Source organism: Azospirillum sp. UENF 211521 (assembly GCF_058780535.1).
This window is the reverse complement of record NZ_JBSNCF010000001.1, coordinates 1,597,796-1,612,688: the sequence shown is the minus strand read 5'-3', so window position 1 is coordinate 1,612,688 and position 14,893 is coordinate 1,597,796. Positions and strand designations below refer to the sequence as shown.

At 69.6% G+C, this 14,893-nt stretch carries 16 protein-coding genes, 1 tRNA gene and 1 riboswitch; of the genes, 5 read left to right on the top strand and 12 right to left on the bottom strand.

Annotated elements, in window-relative coordinates; all coding sequences use genetic code 11:
* Positions 1 to 185: 185 nt before the first annotated feature.
* A complete protein-coding gene (gene ccoG, locus ACWPN5_RS07580) occupies positions 186 to 1,700 on the top strand; it encodes a cytochrome c oxidase accessory protein CcoG (protein WP_492295079.1) in 1,515 nt (504 codons plus the stop codon).
* Between the two features lie 6 nt (positions 1,701 to 1,706).
* Here ccoG and ACWPN5_RS07575 read toward each other — a convergent pair whose 3' ends face one another.
* The 3 genes from ACWPN5_RS07575 to ACWPN5_RS07565 form a co-directional block, all read right to left on the bottom strand.
* The gene (locus ACWPN5_RS07575; RefSeq protein WP_492295078.1) at positions 1,707 to 2,699 is read right to left on the bottom strand and encodes a potassium channel family protein; all 993 of its coding nucleotides are present in this window, start codon (positions 2,697 to 2,699) and stop codon (positions 1,707 to 1,709) included.
* A 105-nt stretch (positions 2,700 to 2,804) separates the two neighbouring features.
* Positions 2,805 to 3,407, bottom strand: coding sequence for a 2-hydroxychromene-2-carboxylate isomerase (locus ACWPN5_RS07570; protein WP_492295077.1), 603 nt, complete (start codon positions 3,405 to 3,407; stop codon positions 2,805 to 2,807).
* 130 nt (positions 3,408 to 3,537) lie between these two features.
* Complete coding sequence (locus ACWPN5_RS07565) at positions 3,538 to 4,251, bottom strand: response regulator (RefSeq protein ID WP_094304167.1); 714 nt, start codon at positions 4,249 to 4,251, stop codon at positions 3,538 to 3,540.
* Positions 4,252 to 4,481: 230 nt separating this feature from the next.
* On the opposite strand from ACWPN5_RS07565, the gene ACWPN5_RS07560 reads away from it, so the two are divergent.
* Complete coding sequence (locus tag ACWPN5_RS07560; protein ID WP_492295076.1) at positions 4,482 to 4,667, top strand: hypothetical protein; 186 nt, start codon at positions 4,482 to 4,484, stop codon at positions 4,665 to 4,667.
* A 28-nt stretch (positions 4,668 to 4,695) separates the two neighbouring features.
* Here the strand turns inward: ACWPN5_RS07560 and ACWPN5_RS07555 are convergent, their stop codons facing one another.
* Positions 4,696 to 5,109 carry a Rid family hydrolase gene (locus ACWPN5_RS07555; RefSeq protein ID WP_145687382.1) on the bottom strand — a complete coding sequence of 138 codons (414 nt, stop codon included), beginning with the start codon at positions 5,107 to 5,109 and terminating at the stop codon, positions 4,696 to 4,698.
* Positions 5,110 to 6,016: 907 nt separating this feature from the next.
* On the opposite strand from ACWPN5_RS07555, the gene ACWPN5_RS07550 reads away from it, so the two are divergent.
* The gene (locus ACWPN5_RS07550; RefSeq protein WP_492295075.1) at positions 6,017 to 7,477 is read left to right on the top strand and encodes a hypothetical protein; all 1,461 of its coding nucleotides are present in this window, start codon (positions 6,017 to 6,019) and stop codon (positions 7,475 to 7,477) included.
* Between the two features lie 16 nt (positions 7,478 to 7,493).
* Here ACWPN5_RS07550 and ACWPN5_RS07545 read toward each other — a convergent pair whose 3' ends face one another.
* The 7 genes from ACWPN5_RS07545 to mgtE all read right to left on the bottom strand — a co-directional run bounded on the left by ACWPN5_RS07545 (position 7,494) and on the right by mgtE (position 13,243).
* Positions 7,494 to 8,192, bottom strand: coding sequence for an NnrU family protein (locus ACWPN5_RS07545; protein ID WP_492295074.1), 699 nt, complete (start codon positions 8,190 to 8,192; stop codon positions 7,494 to 7,496).
* A gap of 46 nt (positions 8,193 to 8,238) precedes the next feature.
* Positions 8,239 to 8,712: a hypothetical protein gene (locus ACWPN5_RS07540; RefSeq protein WP_145687388.1), complete on the bottom strand. Its 474-nt coding sequence runs from the start codon at positions 8,710 to 8,712 to the stop codon at positions 8,239 to 8,241.
* Between the two features lie 67 nt (positions 8,713 to 8,779).
* The gene (locus tag ACWPN5_RS07535) at positions 8,780 to 9,223 is read right to left on the bottom strand and encodes a PaaI family thioesterase (protein ID WP_145687390.1); all 444 of its coding nucleotides are present in this window, start codon (positions 9,221 to 9,223) and stop codon (positions 8,780 to 8,782) included.
* A gap of 64 nt (positions 9,224 to 9,287) precedes the next feature.
* Positions 9,288 to 10,058: a thiazole synthase gene (locus ACWPN5_RS07530; RefSeq protein WP_145687392.1), complete on the bottom strand. Its 771-nt coding sequence runs from the start codon at positions 10,056 to 10,058 to the stop codon at positions 9,288 to 9,290.
* A 219-nt stretch (positions 10,059 to 10,277) separates the two neighbouring features.
* On the bottom strand, positions 10,278 to 10,487 hold the full coding sequence (gene thiS, locus ACWPN5_RS07525; protein ID WP_145687394.1) for a sulfur carrier protein ThiS: 210 nt from the start codon (positions 10,485 to 10,487) through the stop codon (positions 10,278 to 10,280).
* Positions 10,484 to 11,662, bottom strand: coding sequence for a glycine oxidase ThiO (gene thiO / locus ACWPN5_RS07520; RefSeq protein WP_492295073.1), 1,179 nt, complete (start codon positions 11,660 to 11,662; stop codon positions 10,484 to 10,486). The genes thiS and thiO overlap by 4 nt, the downstream gene beginning before the upstream one ends.
* Positions 11,654 to 11,757, bottom strand: a riboswitch (TPP riboswitch). Its footprint overlaps the gene before it by 9 nt.
* Positions 11,758 to 11,803: 46 nt before the next feature.
* Complete coding sequence (gene mgtE, locus ACWPN5_RS07515; protein ID WP_492295072.1) at positions 11,804 to 13,243, bottom strand: magnesium transporter; 1,440 nt, start codon at positions 13,241 to 13,243, stop codon at positions 11,804 to 11,806.
* A gap of 297 nt (positions 13,244 to 13,540) precedes the next feature.
* On the opposite strand from mgtE, the gene ACWPN5_RS07510 reads away from it, so the two are divergent.
* Entirely contained in the window at positions 13,541 to 13,843 is a 303-nt protein-coding gene (locus ACWPN5_RS07510; protein WP_145678031.1) for an STAS domain-containing protein, read from the top strand.
* A gap of 106 nt (positions 13,844 to 13,949) precedes the next feature.
* Here ACWPN5_RS07510 and ACWPN5_RS07505 read toward each other — a convergent pair.
* Positions 13,950 to 14,036 (bottom strand) — tRNA-Leu (locus ACWPN5_RS07505).
* A gap of 125 nt (positions 14,037 to 14,161) precedes the next feature.
* Between ACWPN5_RS07505 and lipB the strand changes: the two genes are divergently transcribed.
* On the top strand, positions 14,162 to 14,890 hold the full coding sequence (lipB, locus tag ACWPN5_RS07500; protein ID WP_492295071.1) for a lipoyl(octanoyl) transferase LipB: 729 nt from the start codon (positions 14,162 to 14,164) through the stop codon (positions 14,888 to 14,890).
* Positions 14,891 to 14,893 lie beyond the last annotated feature (3 nt).

Here is a 14,893-nt window from a genome sequence, read left to right as displayed (position 1 = left end):
CATCAAAGCCTGCTTCAGAGTGTCGCATTGCTGGGATGGGGGCCCGAAGAATCAAGGATTTCCATACACAGCCTTTATTGAATGCATTCAATCGCGCTTGCGGAGTTGGCGATTGAAGGCATACAGTCGGCGCCATGCCGCAAGCCACCGCTCGGGTGGTGCGGATGTTTGCGCAGAGGCACGCCATGCAGAATCTCGCCCGCTCGTCCAGCCTTCCCCCGCCGCCCTCCGCTCCGGCCCACTCTCCTACGGCCCCGTCCAGCCCGGCTTCCTCGACCCCGGCTCCGTTCTACGCTTCGCACCAGAAGATCTATCCGAAGGCGGCGCGCGGCCGGTTCCGCCGCATCAAGTCGGCGCTGATGGTGGGCCTGCTGGCGCTGTTCATGCTGCTGCCCTGGCTGCGCTGGGATCGCGGGGCCGGCCTGCCCAACCAGGCAATCCTGTTCGACCTGGACAGCCAGCGCTTCTACCTGTTCGCCCTCGAACTCTGGCCGCAGCACATCTATTACCTGACGGGCGCGATGATCCTGGCGGCGGTCGGCCTGTTCCTGGCGACCGCACTCGCCGGCCGCGTCTGGTGCGGCTACACCTGCCCGCAGACGGTGTGGACGGACCTCTACGTCAAGGTGGAGGAATGGATCGAGGGCGACCGCGGTGCCCGCATCCGGCTGGACAAAGGTCCGCGCGACGCCGGCTGGCTGGCCAAGAAGACGGCCAAGCACGCGGTCTGGCTGCTGATCGCCCTGGCGACCGGGGCCTCGGCCCTCTTCTACTTCGTGGACGCGCCGGGCTACGTCACGGACCTGCTGCGCTTCCAGCCGGGGCCGGTGGCGACCGGCTGGATCCTGTTCATGACCGCCTGCACCTACGCCATGGCCGGCTTCATGCGCGAGCAGATGTGTGTCTATGTCTGCCCCTGGCCGCGCATCCAGGCCGCCCTGCTCGACGACGAAAGCCTCACCGTCACCTATCAGGACTGGCGCGGCGACGGCCGGGCGCCGCTGCGCAAGGAGCAGAGCTGGGCGGAGCGCTCCGCCGAAGGGTTGGGCGACTGCATTGACTGCAGGGCCTGCGTCCAGGTCTGCCCGACCGGCATCGACATCCGCGACGGCCTCCAGATGGACTGCATCAGCTGCGGCCTGTGCATCGACGCCTGCGACGACGTGATGGGCCGCATCGGGCGCCCCGGCGGGCTGATCCGCTACGACACCCAGTCCGCCCAGGAGGCCAAGGCGGTGGCCCGCAAGCCGGAGCCCTACCGGCTGGTCCGCCCGCGCACCATCATCTACTCGCTGGTGATGCTGGTGGTCGGCGGGATGATGACGCTGGGCGTGCTGCTGGAGCCGACGGTGGACGTCTCCGTCCTGCGCGACCGGGCGCCGCTCTACGTCACCCTGTCCGACGGCGCGATCCAGAACAGCTACACGGTCAAGATCTCCAACATGACCCGCGCTCCGCAGGGCTACCGCCTGACCGTCTCCGGCCCCCGCGGCGCCACGGTGACGGCGGCCGGCGGTGCGGGGGCCGACGGCGCGGCGCCGGTGCTGGGCGCCGAGCCCGACACGGTGCAGACCCACCGCGTCCATGTCCGTGCCCCGGCGGGGGCCGCGGTGGCCGGCTCCATGCCGCTGACCCTCACCCTGACCCGTCTGTCGGACGGCACGGTCCATCACGCCGAGACGGTGTTCCTGGCTCCGTGACGCGGTTCAGAGGGGACCGTCGCGATCGCGGTCGCGGCGGTCCCGGGGCGGCGCGTGGCCGATGATGGCGCTGAAGCCGAACAGCAGGAGCAGGACGCCCATCACGATCTCGATCCCGCAGATCAGCCGCACCGCCCCCGTCACCGGGTGGATGTCGCCGTAGCCGACCGTGGCGAAGGTGACCAGCGAGAAGTACAGCCCTTCCGGAAAGGTCAGGTCACGGCGCACGCCGTCGATGATGAAGTTCGGCTCCACCATGAAGCGGTCGAGGATGGTGTAGAAGGCGCCGAACATGATGATGCACAGGGAATAGAAGGTCAGGAAGGCGAAGGCCGGCAACACCAGCCGGGCCGCCTGCTGGAAGAAGCCCTCGAACAGCAGCCCGGCGTCGAGCAGGAAGACGGCGATGTCGCGGGCGACCAGCGCGACGACAATTCCGATCGCGGACATCGACAGCAGGAAGATCGCCGTCAGCGTCTCCGGCGGGACTTCCCGCCCCGGCAGCAGGAAGGTCAGCGCGCCGATACCCCAGACCGGGGCCATCCACAGGAAGATGCGGTCGAAATGCCCGCCGTCGCGCAGGCGCCGCGACATCACGATGCTGCGGATCGTGTCGGCCCGCCACCACGCGCCCCCCAGGAAGGCGATCAGCGGGATCGCGAAGGCGGCGGCCTGGATGTGCGACGGGATGCTGTGGAAGTTGCTTTCCAGGAAGAAGACGAAGACGCAGGCGTAGACGCCGATGAAGTTCGCCAGCGCCAGGCTGAAGAACTGGCTCCCCGGAAACAGATAGTGGAAGGCCCCGACGACGAGGCCGACCGACCCCAGCAGGGCGAAGGCGAGATCGCCCGACACCGAGCGGATGGACAGGGCGATCATTCCCTGCATCAGCGCGGTCAGCACCGCGCCGGTCAGCCAGGACCGGCGGGCGCGCGGCCGGGACGTATGGGCGGGGCCGGCGGCCTTGCTGGAGCGGCGGTCGGGGAGGATCTGGTCCATGCGCGAACCGGTTGTCGGTGGTGCCCACCTTATAGCGCCACCGCCGGTCCCGATGGCAGGACTTTCAACCGCCCTCCCCCAACGGGCCTTGCTGTGCGGCGGGCCTTACCAGCCGCCGGTGGACAGCCAGCGCTCCACCATGTCCAGACGGTCCCAGCCCCAGAAGGGCTCGTCATCGACGATGACGAAGGGGGAGCCGAAGACGCCGCGGTCCACCGCCGCGTCGTTCTCGGCGCGCAGGCGGTCCTTGACGGTCTGGTCCTGGAGGGCCGCGGTCACCGCCGCCCGGTCGTGGCCGAGCGTGCCGGCGATCTCCACCACCGTCTCGGCGGGGCCGATGTCGCGCCCCTCCCCCCAATGGGCATGGTAGAGGGTACGGGCCAGCAGCTTCGCCTGCTCGGGATGCTCGTCGGTCAGCCAGTAGAAGGCGCGCGACGCCGCGACGCTGTTGGCGGGGGCCGAATTGGGGTAGGTGAAGGGCGCGTTGGTCAGCCGGGCGATCCGGCCCACGTCATGGACCAGATACTCGCCGCGCAACGGCTGCTGGAGGTTCGGCTTCATCCCCGTCACCTTGAAGATGGCGCCGAGCAGGATCGGGCGCCACGTGACGGTGCGGCCATGCGCCGCGGCCAGCTCCTCGATGCGGCGGCTGGCGAAATAGCCGTAGGGCGAGGCGAAGTCGAAGTAGAAATCGATGGGGTCGGCCATCCGCGCATCCTCCCGGTTCTGCTTTTCCGGAAAGGCTAGCGCGCGCCGAAGGTTCCGTCCAGCCGCCGACCGGCTGATCCCCGGCCGATCCCCAGATGACCCGCCGGGTGGTCAGACGGCCTTCGCCGCGTCAGACCGTCTTCACCTTGGCGTCGAAGACATAGCCGGCGCCGCGCTCGGTCTTGATGATGCGCGGTTCCTTCGGGTTCGCCTCGATCTTGCGGCGCAGCCGCAGGATCAGCACGTCGATGGAGCGGTCGAACACCTCCGCCCCGTCGGCGCGGGTCAGGTCCAGAAGCTGGTCGCGGGTCAGCACGCGCTGCGGACGCTTCACGAAGGCGGCGAGCAGGCCGAACTCGGCCTTGGTCAGTTCCACCTCGCGCCCGTCCTGGCTGCGCAGGCGCTGGGCGGTCAGGTCCAGTTCCCAGTTGGCGAACTGCACGACGGCGCGCAGGTCGTCGGGGCTGCGCGGCGGGCGCCCCTCGCCGGAGACGCGGCGCAGCACGGCCTTGATGCGGGCCAGAAGCTCGCGCGGGTTGAACGGCTTGGTCAGGTAGTCGTCGGCGCCCAGCTCCAGCCCGACGATGCGGTCCACGTCCTGGTCCTTCGACGACAGGATGATGACGGGGATGTGCGACTCGGTGCGGATCTGGCGGACCAGCCCCAGCCCGTCGCCGTCGGGAAGCCGGAGGTCGCAGACCACCAGATCGACGGGATCGCTCTCCAACGCCTTTTTCGCCGCGGCCGTGTCCGGTGCGGTGGTCACACGGTAGCCTTCCGAAGCCAGATAGGACTCCAGAAGTTCGCGCACCGGCTCGTCATCATCGACCGCGAGAATATGCATGGCCGTTACCTCCCGCTCTCTTCATAGCTCACCGCCGTAGGTGCACGCAATCGGTTACAAGCCCGTAACAGGCACTCGCCGCACGACCGATGGGTGAATTGGCTGAAACATCCTACCGTGCGGTCGAAACGAAAAAGCCGATTTCCTGAAATCACGCGGTCATCACAGGTTGGTTTATTCCTCTCAGCCGCGAGGCGGAAGGCAAAAGCCCGCACCAGAGGGGAATTAAGATGCTCGTGCTCGACCAGTGCCTGGAACGGATGGCCCATCTCGACCGCGCCGACCGGCTGCTGAACGAGGTGCGCGTCTACAACAACCGCCTGCCGATCCGCGAAGCGCTGGCCCAGCACCGCGCGCTGCTGACCGAAGCCCGCCGCCACATCGAATTGGCGCGCACGCTGGTCGGCGAGCTGTGAACCGCCATGCGCCGGGGACAGGCGCCCCTCAGCAGCGCGCGGTGACCTCGATCTCGATCCGCGCCTGCGGGTCGGCCAGCGGGCAGACCATGGTCCTGCCGATGGGCGGACGGTCGCCGAACGCCTCCGCCAGGATCGGCTGAACCCGCGGGAAATCGGCGGCGTCCGCCAGATAGACCCGCATCCGCACCACATCCGGCAAATCCGCTTCCGACCGCCGCAGCGTCCGGCGGATGTTGCGCAGGGTCTGGCGCGCCTGCTCCTCCACATCGACGGCCATCGTCCGGCGCTCCGCATCGAAGCCGGAGGTGCCCGACACGAACACCCACCGCCGGTCCGGAGCGCCCGCCCCGTCGGTCACCAGAGCCCGCGCGCGGACTTCCCACCGGCCATCGGGCACCCCGCCGGCCGGGCCGCCGGCTCCGCTCCCGCCACGATCCATGGCGCTTCCATCCCTTGTCGTTGGCGTTCTTTATAATCAGCAAAGCCGATTTGGCACCTTTATGTCACAGGGCGCCGAATCCGCACAAAGCCTGACCGTTGGCGGTTCCGCGGCATGTCGGCGCGGTTTGCGCCTTTCCGCCCGCCCCAATCTTTCCCAAATCCAAGCGTAAGCCGGGCCAGGAAGCCGGGCCCAGTCCGTCAGGCCAAGAACGCCCAATCGTCCATAACGGGAGAAACCCGCATGTCCGGGATCACGAAAGCCGCCCTCTTCACCCTCGCCGTGCCGCTGCTGGCCGCCCCCGCCCTGGCGGCGAACCAGCCGCCGGGAGCGCTGGCGCTGAAGCGGGTGCTGCTGTCCACCGGCGGCGTCGGCTATTTCGAGCATGAGGCGCGCGTCTCCGGCGACGCCGCGCTGACCCTGGAGGTGCGCCGCGACCAGGTGGACGACGTCCTGAAGAGCATCGTGGTCTACGACGACCGCGGCGGAATCGGCACGGTGGACTTGCCGGGCCAGGAACCGCTGGAGACCGCCTTCCGCGAACTGCCCTTCACACCGCAGGATCTCGCCTCCCCCACCGCGCTCCTGAACGCCATGAAGGGGGCGGAGGTTCAGACCAGCGGTTCCCGCGCGGTGTCGGGCCGGCTGCTCTCGGTGACCGAGGAATACACCCAGCTTCCCAACGGCGGCGGCACCGTCACCCGCAACCGCGTCAGCCTGATGACCGCGGAGGGGCTGCGCCAGCTCGTCCTGGAGGAGACCGATTCCCTGCGCTTCGCCGACCCGCGGGTGCAGGCGCAGCTCGAACTCGGCGCTGGCCGCCGTCGCCGGGGCCGCGGGCAAGGAGCGGCGGCGCCTGACCATCCGCACCACCGCGCCGCAGACGGACGCGGGCGCGGAGCGCACCGTGCGCGTCGCCTATGTGGTCGCCGCCCCGCTGTGGAAGGCAACCTACCGCCTGACCCTGCCCGAATCGGCGCCCGGATCGGCGAAGGGGGCCGAGGGCGGCACCGGCGATCTGCAGGGCTGGGCCGTGCTGGAGAATCTCAGTGGCGACGACTGGAAGGGGGTGGAGCTGTCGGTGGCGTCGGGCAACCCGGTGACCTTCCGACAGGCGCTCTACTCGGCTTACTTCGTGAACCGGCCGGAGGTGCCGGTGGAGGTTCTGGGCCGCGTCCTTCCGCCGCCCGACGAGGGGGCTGTGGCCGCCGACGTGATGGCGAAGGCGCAGGATTCGGCCATCCGCTCGCGCGCCGCCACCGAGTCCGGCGCCCCGACCGCCATGGCCGCCCCGCCCCCGCCCGCTCCGGTGATGAACGCGCCCTACGCCGGGGCGATGCCGCAGCGCGCGGCGGAGACCACCCCCGCCGAGAGCACGGAGGCGACGGCCCAGGTGCTGTTCCGCTACCCGCAGCCGGTGACCTTGGCCAACGGCGGCACGATGATGATGCCGATCACCGCCCGCGCCATCCCGGCGGAGCGGCTGTCGCTCTACCAGCCCAACACCCAGCCGCGCCACCCGCTGGCCGCGCTGCGCCTCAGCAACGGCGATTCGGGCGAGACCGGCCTGCCGCCGGGCGTGCTGACGCTCTATGAGCGGATCGGCGGAGCCGCCGCCTATGTGGGCGACGCGCGGTTGGCCACCCTTCCGGCGGGCGAAAGCCGGATCCTCAGCTTCGCGGTGGATCAGGCGGTGACGGTGGACCGCTCCGAGCAGCCGAGCCGCACCCTGTCCCGCGCCACCCTGGCCGACGGGGTGCTGCAGCTGACCGTGACCGACCGCCAGACCACCACCTACCGGATCGCCGGCGCGGCGGGCGAGGACCGCACCGTCATCGTCGAGCACCCGCGGCGTTCCGGCTGGGAGCTGGTGCCGCCTTCGGGTGGGGCCACCGGCGGGGCCGCTCCCGACCTGACGGCCGACGCCTACCGCCTGCCCGTGGCAGTGCCCGCCGGCCAGACGGTGACCCTGGCGGTCGCTCTGGAGCGCCCGCGGATCGAGCGCTTCGGCATCTCGGAAATGTCGCCGGAGCAGGTGCGGGCCTACGCCTCCTCCACGGAGCTGCCGGCCGCGGCGCGCGAGGCCCTGGCAAAGGTCGCGACGCTGCGCGGCGCCGTCGCCGACAAGGAGCGCCGCGTCGGCGAGTTGGAGCGCGAACAGGCTGAGATCGGCAAGGAGCAGGAGCGGCTGCGCCAGAACCTCGCCACGCTGCCGCGCGACAGCGACCTGTTCAAGCGGACCATCGCCAAGATGGGCGAGCAGGAAACCCGCCTGGACGGTCTGTCCCGCGAGCTGTCCACCGCCCGCAAGGAGGCCGACACCGCCCGCAACACGCTGCGCGATCAGGTGCGCGGCATGACCTTCTGAGCGTAAAGGCGGAGCGTCACCAGGGCAGCGGAGACACGCCGAACAGCGTCCGGTGCAGGTGCAGCAGACCGCCATAGACCAGCAGAGCCACCGCCGGGCGCCACCAGCCGATCTCCTTCCAGACGAGGCTTTGGCGCCCGGCCAGGATCGCCGCGAAGGGCAGGTTGGAGGTGCGCGCGGCGTAGCGGTCCCAATCGGCCCCCAACCGCCGCGCCAGCTTCGCGTCGATCAGGATGCTGCCGCCCAGCGCCAGCAGGGCGAGCGTGCCGAACAGGATCAGCGAGGCCAGATCGCCGTTCGGCACCATATGGGCGACCGCCCACAGCCCGACTCCCCACAGGAACGGGTTGCGCGTCACCCGCAGGATGCCGCGGACCGGCTCGCGGTCGCCGGTCAGCAGCCTCTCCTGCCCGACCGAGGTCGGGTTCGGGGTGGAGAGGCCGGCGACGAGCAGAAACAGGGCGACCGGCACCAGCAGGATCGGCACCCAGGCCAACCCGCCGGCGGGCGGCCACAGCGGCACATGGGGCGCCGCGTTGTAGGCCGCCACCAGCCACCAGAAGGCCAGCGCCGAGACCAGCGAATAGAGGCCGAGATAGGGCTTCTCGCCCAGCCGTCCGACCAGCGCCGCGCGCAGCGGCGTGCTGGAAATGCCAAAATGCGTCAGCAGCAGGAACAGCCCCGCGGCGGACAGATGGGCGATGGTCCCGGTCATCAGCGGTCTCCCGGTCGCGTCCTACACCCCTCGTAAAGCGCCCTCGTCAGGCGCCCTTGTCCAGCGTCGTGCCGCTGCAATAGGCCCAATCGTCGCCGTGCAGGCCGAAGAACAGGGCCACCGGTTGCTTGCCGGAGCGGTCGATGACCACGCGGAAGCGGTTGCCGGTGCAGGCACCCGCCGCCTGCTTCTGGTAAGGCAGCTTGACGCTCTTGGACTTCAGGCAGGAATCAGCGGCCTTGGGCGGGTTGGCCGACGCGTCGATGCGCTTGCCGTTCAGCACCATGTAATAGTTGGTAGCCTGCCCGCCCTTCACCTCGGCCTTCACCTCGATCTTGCCGAATCGGGACTTGTAGAGGCCGGCGTCGGTTTCGCCGTCCGGCGCTCCGGGAGCGATGGCGCGGAAGGACACGGCGCCGCAGGCCGGCGGCTCCTTCTTCTGAGCAAGGGCCGGCTGGGCAAGCGCAATGGTGGCGGCGCCCGCGATCAACGCGGCACCGAAAAGACGCGACAGCGGCATGCGAACCTCCTGGATCGGATGGAAGGGGATCGGATGGAAGGGGATCGGATGGAAGGGGATGGGCGGGTCAGGCGGTGGCTTGGCAGAACAGGGTCTGCTGCATGATGGCGCAGTCCTTCTCCACCCCGCCGTCGAGCATCGAAATCTCGACGCTGGTGACGGTCAGGGTGCGGCCCGGCTTCAACACGCGGGCGCGGGCGATCATCACCTCGCCCTTGGCCGGCGCCATCAGGTTGACCTTGAACTCCACCGCCAGGACCTCGCTGCCCGCCGGCATCAGCGTGTAGCCGGCGTAGCCCCCGGCGTTGTCGGCCAGCGTGCTGACCATGCCCGCGTGGAAAAAGCCGTGCTGCTGCGTCAGGTCGGTGCGGAACGGCAGGCGCATCTCGCAGAAGCCGGGCTCCAGCCGCGTCAGCTCGATCCCCAGCGTCTTGCAGATCGGCTGGCGCTCGAAGCCGGCGCGGCAGCGCGCCTCCCAGTCCGGATCGCGCGGTTCGAAGGTCTTGGGCACGTCTCGGGTCCCTCTGATCGTGTTCGGGGGGTTGAAATCGGACGGCCCCTACCCTGCGCCAGCCTTACGTTCCGATCAAGCCGAGCTGCGGGCTCGACGCCTCCGCGAAGGCGCGTTTCGGCATGCGCCCGGCCAGACGGGCCGCCCGCCCCGCCGCCACCGCGTCGCGCATCGCCGCCGCCATGCGCACCGGATCGCGCGCCTTCGACACTGCGGTGTTCAGCAGGACGGCGGCGCAGCCCAGCTCCATCGCCAGGGCGGCATCCGACGCCGTACCGATCCCGGCGTCTAGGACCACCGGCACCGGGCTGCGCGCGCAGATCGTCTCGATGGCGTGCGGGTTGCGGATGCCCAGCCCCGAGCCGATGAAGGCGCCCAGCGGCATCACCGCCGCAGCACCCAGGTCGGCGAGCTTGCGGCAGGTCACCGGATCGTCGTTGCAGTAGGGCAGAACGGTGAAACCGTCACCCACCAACTCCTCGGTCGCGCGCAGCAGTTCTTCCACATCGGGGTAGAGCAGTTCGCGGTCGCCGATGACCTCCAGCTTGATCCAGTCCACACCCAGCGCCTCGCGGGCGAGTTGCGCGGTCAGCACCGCCTCCTTGGCGGTCAGGCAGCCGGCGGTGTTGGGCAGCAGCCCCGCGCGGTCGCCGATGACGTCGACGAGGCTTTCCGAATAGCCGTCCAGGCTGATGCGGCGGATGGCCAGCGTGACCAGTTCGCTGCCGCTGGCCTCCAGCGCGTCGAGCATGACCTGCTGGTTCGGATAACCGGCGGTGCCGAGAAACAGGCGCGAGCGGAACTCGCGGCCCGCTATGGTGAGCGTGTCGTTCATGGGTGTTTCCTCGATGATTGATATCCCCTCTCCCGCCTCGGGAGAGGGGAGGGGCCCGCGCGAAGCGCGGGAAGGGTGAGGGTGCCGCCGAGGATCAGCGCCTTGATCCTTGCACGACCCTCACCCGCCCGCTGCGCGGGCACCCTCTCCCGGGACGGGAGAGGGATTGGGCGCCGCCTTTGCGGGAAAAACGATCAAGGGACGTGGCGGGCGAGAGGTTCAGCCGCCCTGCACGGGCCGGATGATCTCCAGGGCGTCGCCCGCGGACAGGGCCGTCTCATCCCAGCGGCGGGACGGCAGGACGGCGCCATTGAGAGCGACGGCGACCCCGCGAGTCCCCGCGGCGATACCGCGGTCGGCCAGCAGGGCGGCGACGGTCGGAACGTTCAGCTCCTCCTCCCGCCCGTTGACGCGGATGCGGGCGCTCATGCCGCGGCTCCCCTGGGCTGGGCGAAGCGGTCGAGCGCGAAGGGGAGGATCACCGGATCGCTTTCCCCGGTCAGGACCAGCCGCGCCACCGAATCCGCGGTGACCGGGGTCAGCAGGATGCCGTTGCGGTGGTGCCCGGTGGCGTAGACCAGCCCCTCCACCTCCGAGAGGCCGAGGATCGGGGCGTCGTCGCGGGTGCCGGGGCGGAAGCCGGCCCATGCCTCCTCGATGGGCAGTTCGGCGATGCCCGGCAGGGCGCGCCACGCCCCCTCCAGCAGGGCGAACTGGCCCCCGGCGGTCAGCCGGTCGTCGAACCCGCGCTCCTCCGTCGTGGCGCCGACCAGCAGCCGCCCGTCCAGCCGCGGGATCAGGTAGGTGCCGGGCGTCCACACCACATGGCGCAGCAGCGGCAACCGGGCGTCCATGCGCAGGCAGAGCATCTGGCCCTTCACCGGGCGCACCGGCGGCCGCACCGCCGGGGACAGCCCGTCGATCCAGCCCGACCACGCCCCGGCGGCCAGGACCACATGGTCGGCCTCGAACAGCCGGTCGCCGACCTGGACGCCAACGGCGCGACCACCACGGACCTCGATGCGGCCGATCTCTGCATACTCGTGCACCACGGCACCGGCCCGCAAAGCGGCGGCATGCAGGGCGGCGGCGACCTTGCGGTTGTCCACCTGATGGTCGCCGGCGCAGAACAGCGCACCGGCCACGCCCGGCTGGAGATAGGGCTCGCGCCGCCGCACCTCCGCCCCGCTCAGCCATTCCACCGGCAGGCCGAGCTTGGTCTGGAAGTCGTGCAGGAAGCGCACCTTGGCGGCGTCGTCGGCGTTCAGCGCGATGACCATCGTGCCTTCGTCGCGCAGGTCCACCGCCATGCCGGAGGCGGCCTCCAGCTCCGCCGCGAAGGCGGGCCACAGGTCCTGCGAGGCGCGGGTCAGCGGCAGAAGGCTCTCTTCGCCAGGTTCGGTCTCCACGCAGGCGGCGAGCATGCCGCCCGCGGCGTGGCTGGCGCCCCGGCCGGCAGCGCCACGGTCGAAGACCTCCACCCGGCAGCCGGCGGCGGCCAGCCTCCAGGCGATGGACAGGCCGATCACCCCGGCGCCGACCACGGCGACGGTGGGCCTTCCAGAAGCGGAAAGAGCGGAATCAGATAAGGGCGCGGATACCATGCGGCGGCTCCCTTCGCTGGCATTATCCAGACAGGTTCGATGGGTGTGATCTCAGCCGCGCGAGCGCATCCCGCACGGCACCCCAGCCAATGCCCGGATCATCCGGAAGAGAGCCGCCTTTGGCAAGCCCCTTTTCGTTGGTCACAACAACAAAAGCGACGCCAACCCCAGGAAGGACAGAAATCCGATGACGTCGGTCATGGTGGTCAGGAAGACCGAACTCGCCACCGCGGGATCGACGCCCAGCCGGTCCAGCCCGATGGGAATCAGCACCCCGCACAGCCCGGCGACGAACAGGTTGATGACCATGGCGCAGCCGATCACGAGGCCGATCATCGGCTCGAACCACGTCGCGGCGATGGCCCCCACCAGCGTGGCGAAAACGGCGCCGTTGAGCAGACCGACCAGAACCTCCTTGCCCACCACGCGGGGGGCGTTGGAGGACGAGAGCTCGCGCGTCGCCAGGGCGCGCACCGCCACGGTCAGGGTCTGGGTCCCGGCGTTGCCGCCCATCGAGGCGGTGATCGGCATCAGCACGGCCAGCGCCACGATCTGCTCGATGGTCGCCTCGAACAGCGAGATGACGCCCGCCGCCGCGAAGGCGGTGAACAGGTTCAGCCCCAGCCAGGAAATGCGCGAGCGCGAGGTTTCCAGAACCGAGCGGTAGATGGAGGTGTCGCCGACGCCGCCAAGCTTGCCGATGTCGTCCTCGGCCTCCTCGTCGATGATGTGGACCACGTCGTCGACGGTGATGACGCCGATCAGCCGCCCGCCGGCGTCCACCACCGGGGCGGAGACCAAGGCGTATTGGCGGAACAGGTTCGCCACCTCCTCCTGGTCCATGGTGGCGGGGATGGTGTCCACCTCCTCCGTCACCAGATCGGCGATGCGGACCGACCGCTTCTGGCGCAGCAGGCGCGACAGCGGCACCGCCCCGACCACCCGGTGCATCGGATCGACGACGAAGATGTCGTAGAAATCCTCCGGCAGCTCGTCGGTGGCGGCGCGGACATAGTCAATGGTCTTGCCGACCGTCCAGAACTGCGGCACCGCCACCAGATCGCGCTGCATCAGGCGGCCGGCGGTGTATTCGTCGTAGGTCAGGTTCTCCTGGACCAGCGCGCGGTCGGCGGCCGGCAGATTCTCCAGCACCTCGCGCCGGGTGTCCTCGTCCAGGTCCTCGATGACGTCGACGGCGTCGTCGGTGTCCAGCTCCGCGACGGCGGCGGCCAGTTCCTTCGGCTCGAACAGCTCGACGATCTCTTCGCGCAGATCGTGGTTGAGGTAGCTCAGCACCTCGCCGTCGAAGTCGGGGCGCAGGACGCCGATCAGCGCCTCGCGGTCGTCGTGGCCGAGCTGCTCGATCAGGTCGGCGATGTCGGCGGGATGAAGCGTGTCCAGCTCGGCCCGCAGCTCGTCGCGCCGCCCGGCGTGCAGCCGTTCGACGACCTCCTCGACAAACTCCGGCTCCACACCGTAGGCGCGCTCCTCCTCGCCGTCCTCGCGGGGCGGGTCGGGGCGTTCGGCCGGGTGCGGCACATCGTCCTGGATACGATCCGGTTCCTGGCGGTCGGTGTGCATGGCGGCACCCTCCCTTCACGATGGCAATGCGGCGTGACGGCATGGCCCTGCGATCGGCCGACCATGGCGCACCGGCGTTTGCGGGTTGGTGGGGAGCCCTCGCGGGTTCCCGCCGGGGCGACCACCGAATATAGGTGTGCCACCGTTTTGTCCAGCCCGGCGGACCGTTCCAAGCCCTCCGGCCCCGCGCGCAATTGCTTGCGCGGGCTTCACAATTCGTGCACCCATAATGGGCGCGGGGCTTTTCACCTCGCGCAGCCCGAGAAGAACCGACACCACCGGCCAGCGGATGTGACGATGGAGTACGCCTACACCGACATCGACGGTCAGGAGGGGATCATGCTGTCGGGGCGTTTCACCTACGACGACAGCCGCAAGTTCCACGACCTGCTGGCGGACTGGGACATCGGCGCGCGGCCCGACGTGCGGCTGGACCTGCGCTACATGACCTTTCTCGACTCCGCGGCGATCGGCATGCTGTTCGTCCTCGCCAACCGCTGCCGCGACGCCAAGGGGCTGGTGACGGTACACAACGCGCAGCCCTACATCGTGCAGACGATGCGGCGCGTGGCGCTCGACCAGTATGTGGAGTTCCGCTGAGGAACAACGGCCCGGAAAGAAATGGGCCGAAAACGAAAAAGCCCGCTGTGGTCCGATGGACCGGCGGGCTTTTCGTTTGTTTGCCAAATCCCCCGTTTCGGGGGGATGGTGCGGTCGAGAAGACTCGAACTTCCACGGCATCTCTGCCACAGCGACCTCAACGCTGCGCGTCTACCAATTCCGCCACGACCGCACAAGGCTGGTAGAACCGACGTCGGGATCACTCCCGTCATCGGGTGGAGCGGGGGAATAGCAGATCCCCGACAACCGATCAAGCGGCGTCTCGCGTTTTTGCCAAAGAAAGTTCATAACGTCGACATGACCGACCTCACCGCCCCCGTTCCGCCCGCTCCCGATGCCCGTGACGAAGCCGTTCCCACCCCGGTGCGGACGGTGGAATGGCGCATCAGCGACACGCCCGTCCCCTACCCCGACGCGCTGGCCGAGATGGAAGCGCGCGTCGAGGCCATCCGCGCCGGCACCGCGCCAGAGCTGGTCTGGCTGCTGGAGCACCCGCCCCTCTACACCGCCGGCACCAGCGCGCGGGAGGAGGATCTGCTGGAGCCGGGCCGCTTCCCCGTCTATCAGGCCGGGCGCGGCGGGCAGTTCACCTACCACGGGCCGGGGCAGCGCGTGGCCTATGTGATGCTGGACCTGAAGACGCGCGGCGCCGACATCCGCGCCTTCGTCCAGGATCTGGAGGAGTGGCTGATCCGCACGCTGGCCGCCTTCAACATCCGCGGCGAACGGCGGGAGGGTCGCGTCGGCATCTGGGTGGACAAGCAGCCGTACGGCGGCGCCCCCGGCCAGGAGGACAAGATCGCCGCCATCGGCGTGCGGGTGCGCCGCTGGGTCAGCTTCCACGGCGTCGCCCTGAACGTCGAACCGGACCTGTCCCACTTCGCCGGCATCGTCCCCTGCGGCATCAGCGAGCATGGCGTGACCTCCATCGTGGCGCTCGGCCATCTCGTCGCCATGGAGGATGTGGACGCCGCCCTGATCGCCAGCTTCGCGGAGGTCTTCGGCGGCGCCGCCGCAGAGGAGTGACCT

What these genes read in the sequence shown, in the direction of transcription:
- ACWPN5_RS07565 (WP_094304167.1), bottom strand. Translation starts at nt 4,251, where the DNA reads ATGCATATTCTCGCGGTCGATGATGACGAGCCGGTGCGCGAACTTCTG.
- ACWPN5_RS07555 (WP_145687382.1), bottom strand. Translation starts at nt 5,109, where the DNA reads ATGGATCGTGGCGGGAGCGGAGCCGGCGGCCCGGCCGGCGGGGTGCCC.
- ACWPN5_RS07560 (WP_492295076.1), top strand. Translation starts at nt 4,482, where the DNA reads ATGCTCGTGCTCGACCAGTGCCTGGAACGGATGGCCCATCTCGACCGC.
- mgtE (WP_492295072.1), bottom strand. Translation starts at nt 13,243, where the DNA reads ATGCACACCGACCGCCAGGAACCGGATCGTATCCAGGACGATGTGCCG.
- thiO (WP_492295073.1), bottom strand. Translation starts at nt 11,662, where the DNA reads ATGGTATCCGCGCCCTTATCTGATTCCGCTCTTTCCGCTTCTGGAAGG.
- thiS (WP_145687394.1), bottom strand. Translation starts at nt 10,487, where the DNA reads ATGAGCGCCCGCATCCGCGTCAACGGGCGGGAGGAGGAGCTGAACGTT.
- ccoG (WP_492295079.1), top strand. Translation starts at nt 186, where the DNA reads ATGCAGAATCTCGCCCGCTCGTCCAGCCTTCCCCCGCCGCCCTCCGCT.
- ACWPN5_RS07545 (WP_492295074.1), bottom strand. Translation starts at nt 8,192, where the DNA reads ATGACCGGGACCATCGCCCATCTGTCCGCCGCGGGGCTGTTCCTGCTG.
- ACWPN5_RS07510 (WP_145678031.1), top strand. Translation starts at nt 13,541, where the DNA reads ATGGAGTACGCCTACACCGACATCGACGGTCAGGAGGGGATCATGCTG.
- lipB (WP_492295071.1), top strand. Translation starts at nt 14,162, where the DNA reads ATGACCGACCTCACCGCCCCCGTTCCGCCCGCTCCCGATGCCCGTGAC.
- ACWPN5_RS07570 (WP_492295077.1), bottom strand. Translation starts at nt 3,407, where the DNA reads ATGGCCGACCCCATCGATTTCTACTTCGACTTCGCCTCGCCCTACGGC.
- ACWPN5_RS07575 (WP_492295078.1), bottom strand. Translation starts at nt 2,699, where the DNA reads ATGGACCAGATCCTCCCCGACCGCCGCTCCAGCAAGGCCGCCGGCCCC.
- ACWPN5_RS07530 (WP_145687392.1), bottom strand. Translation starts at nt 10,058, where the DNA reads ATGAACGACACGCTCACCATAGCGGGCCGCGAGTTCCGCTCGCGCCTG.
- ACWPN5_RS07540 (WP_145687388.1), bottom strand. Translation starts at nt 8,712, where the DNA reads ATGCCGCTGTCGCGTCTTTTCGGTGCCGCGTTGATCGCGGGCGCCGCC.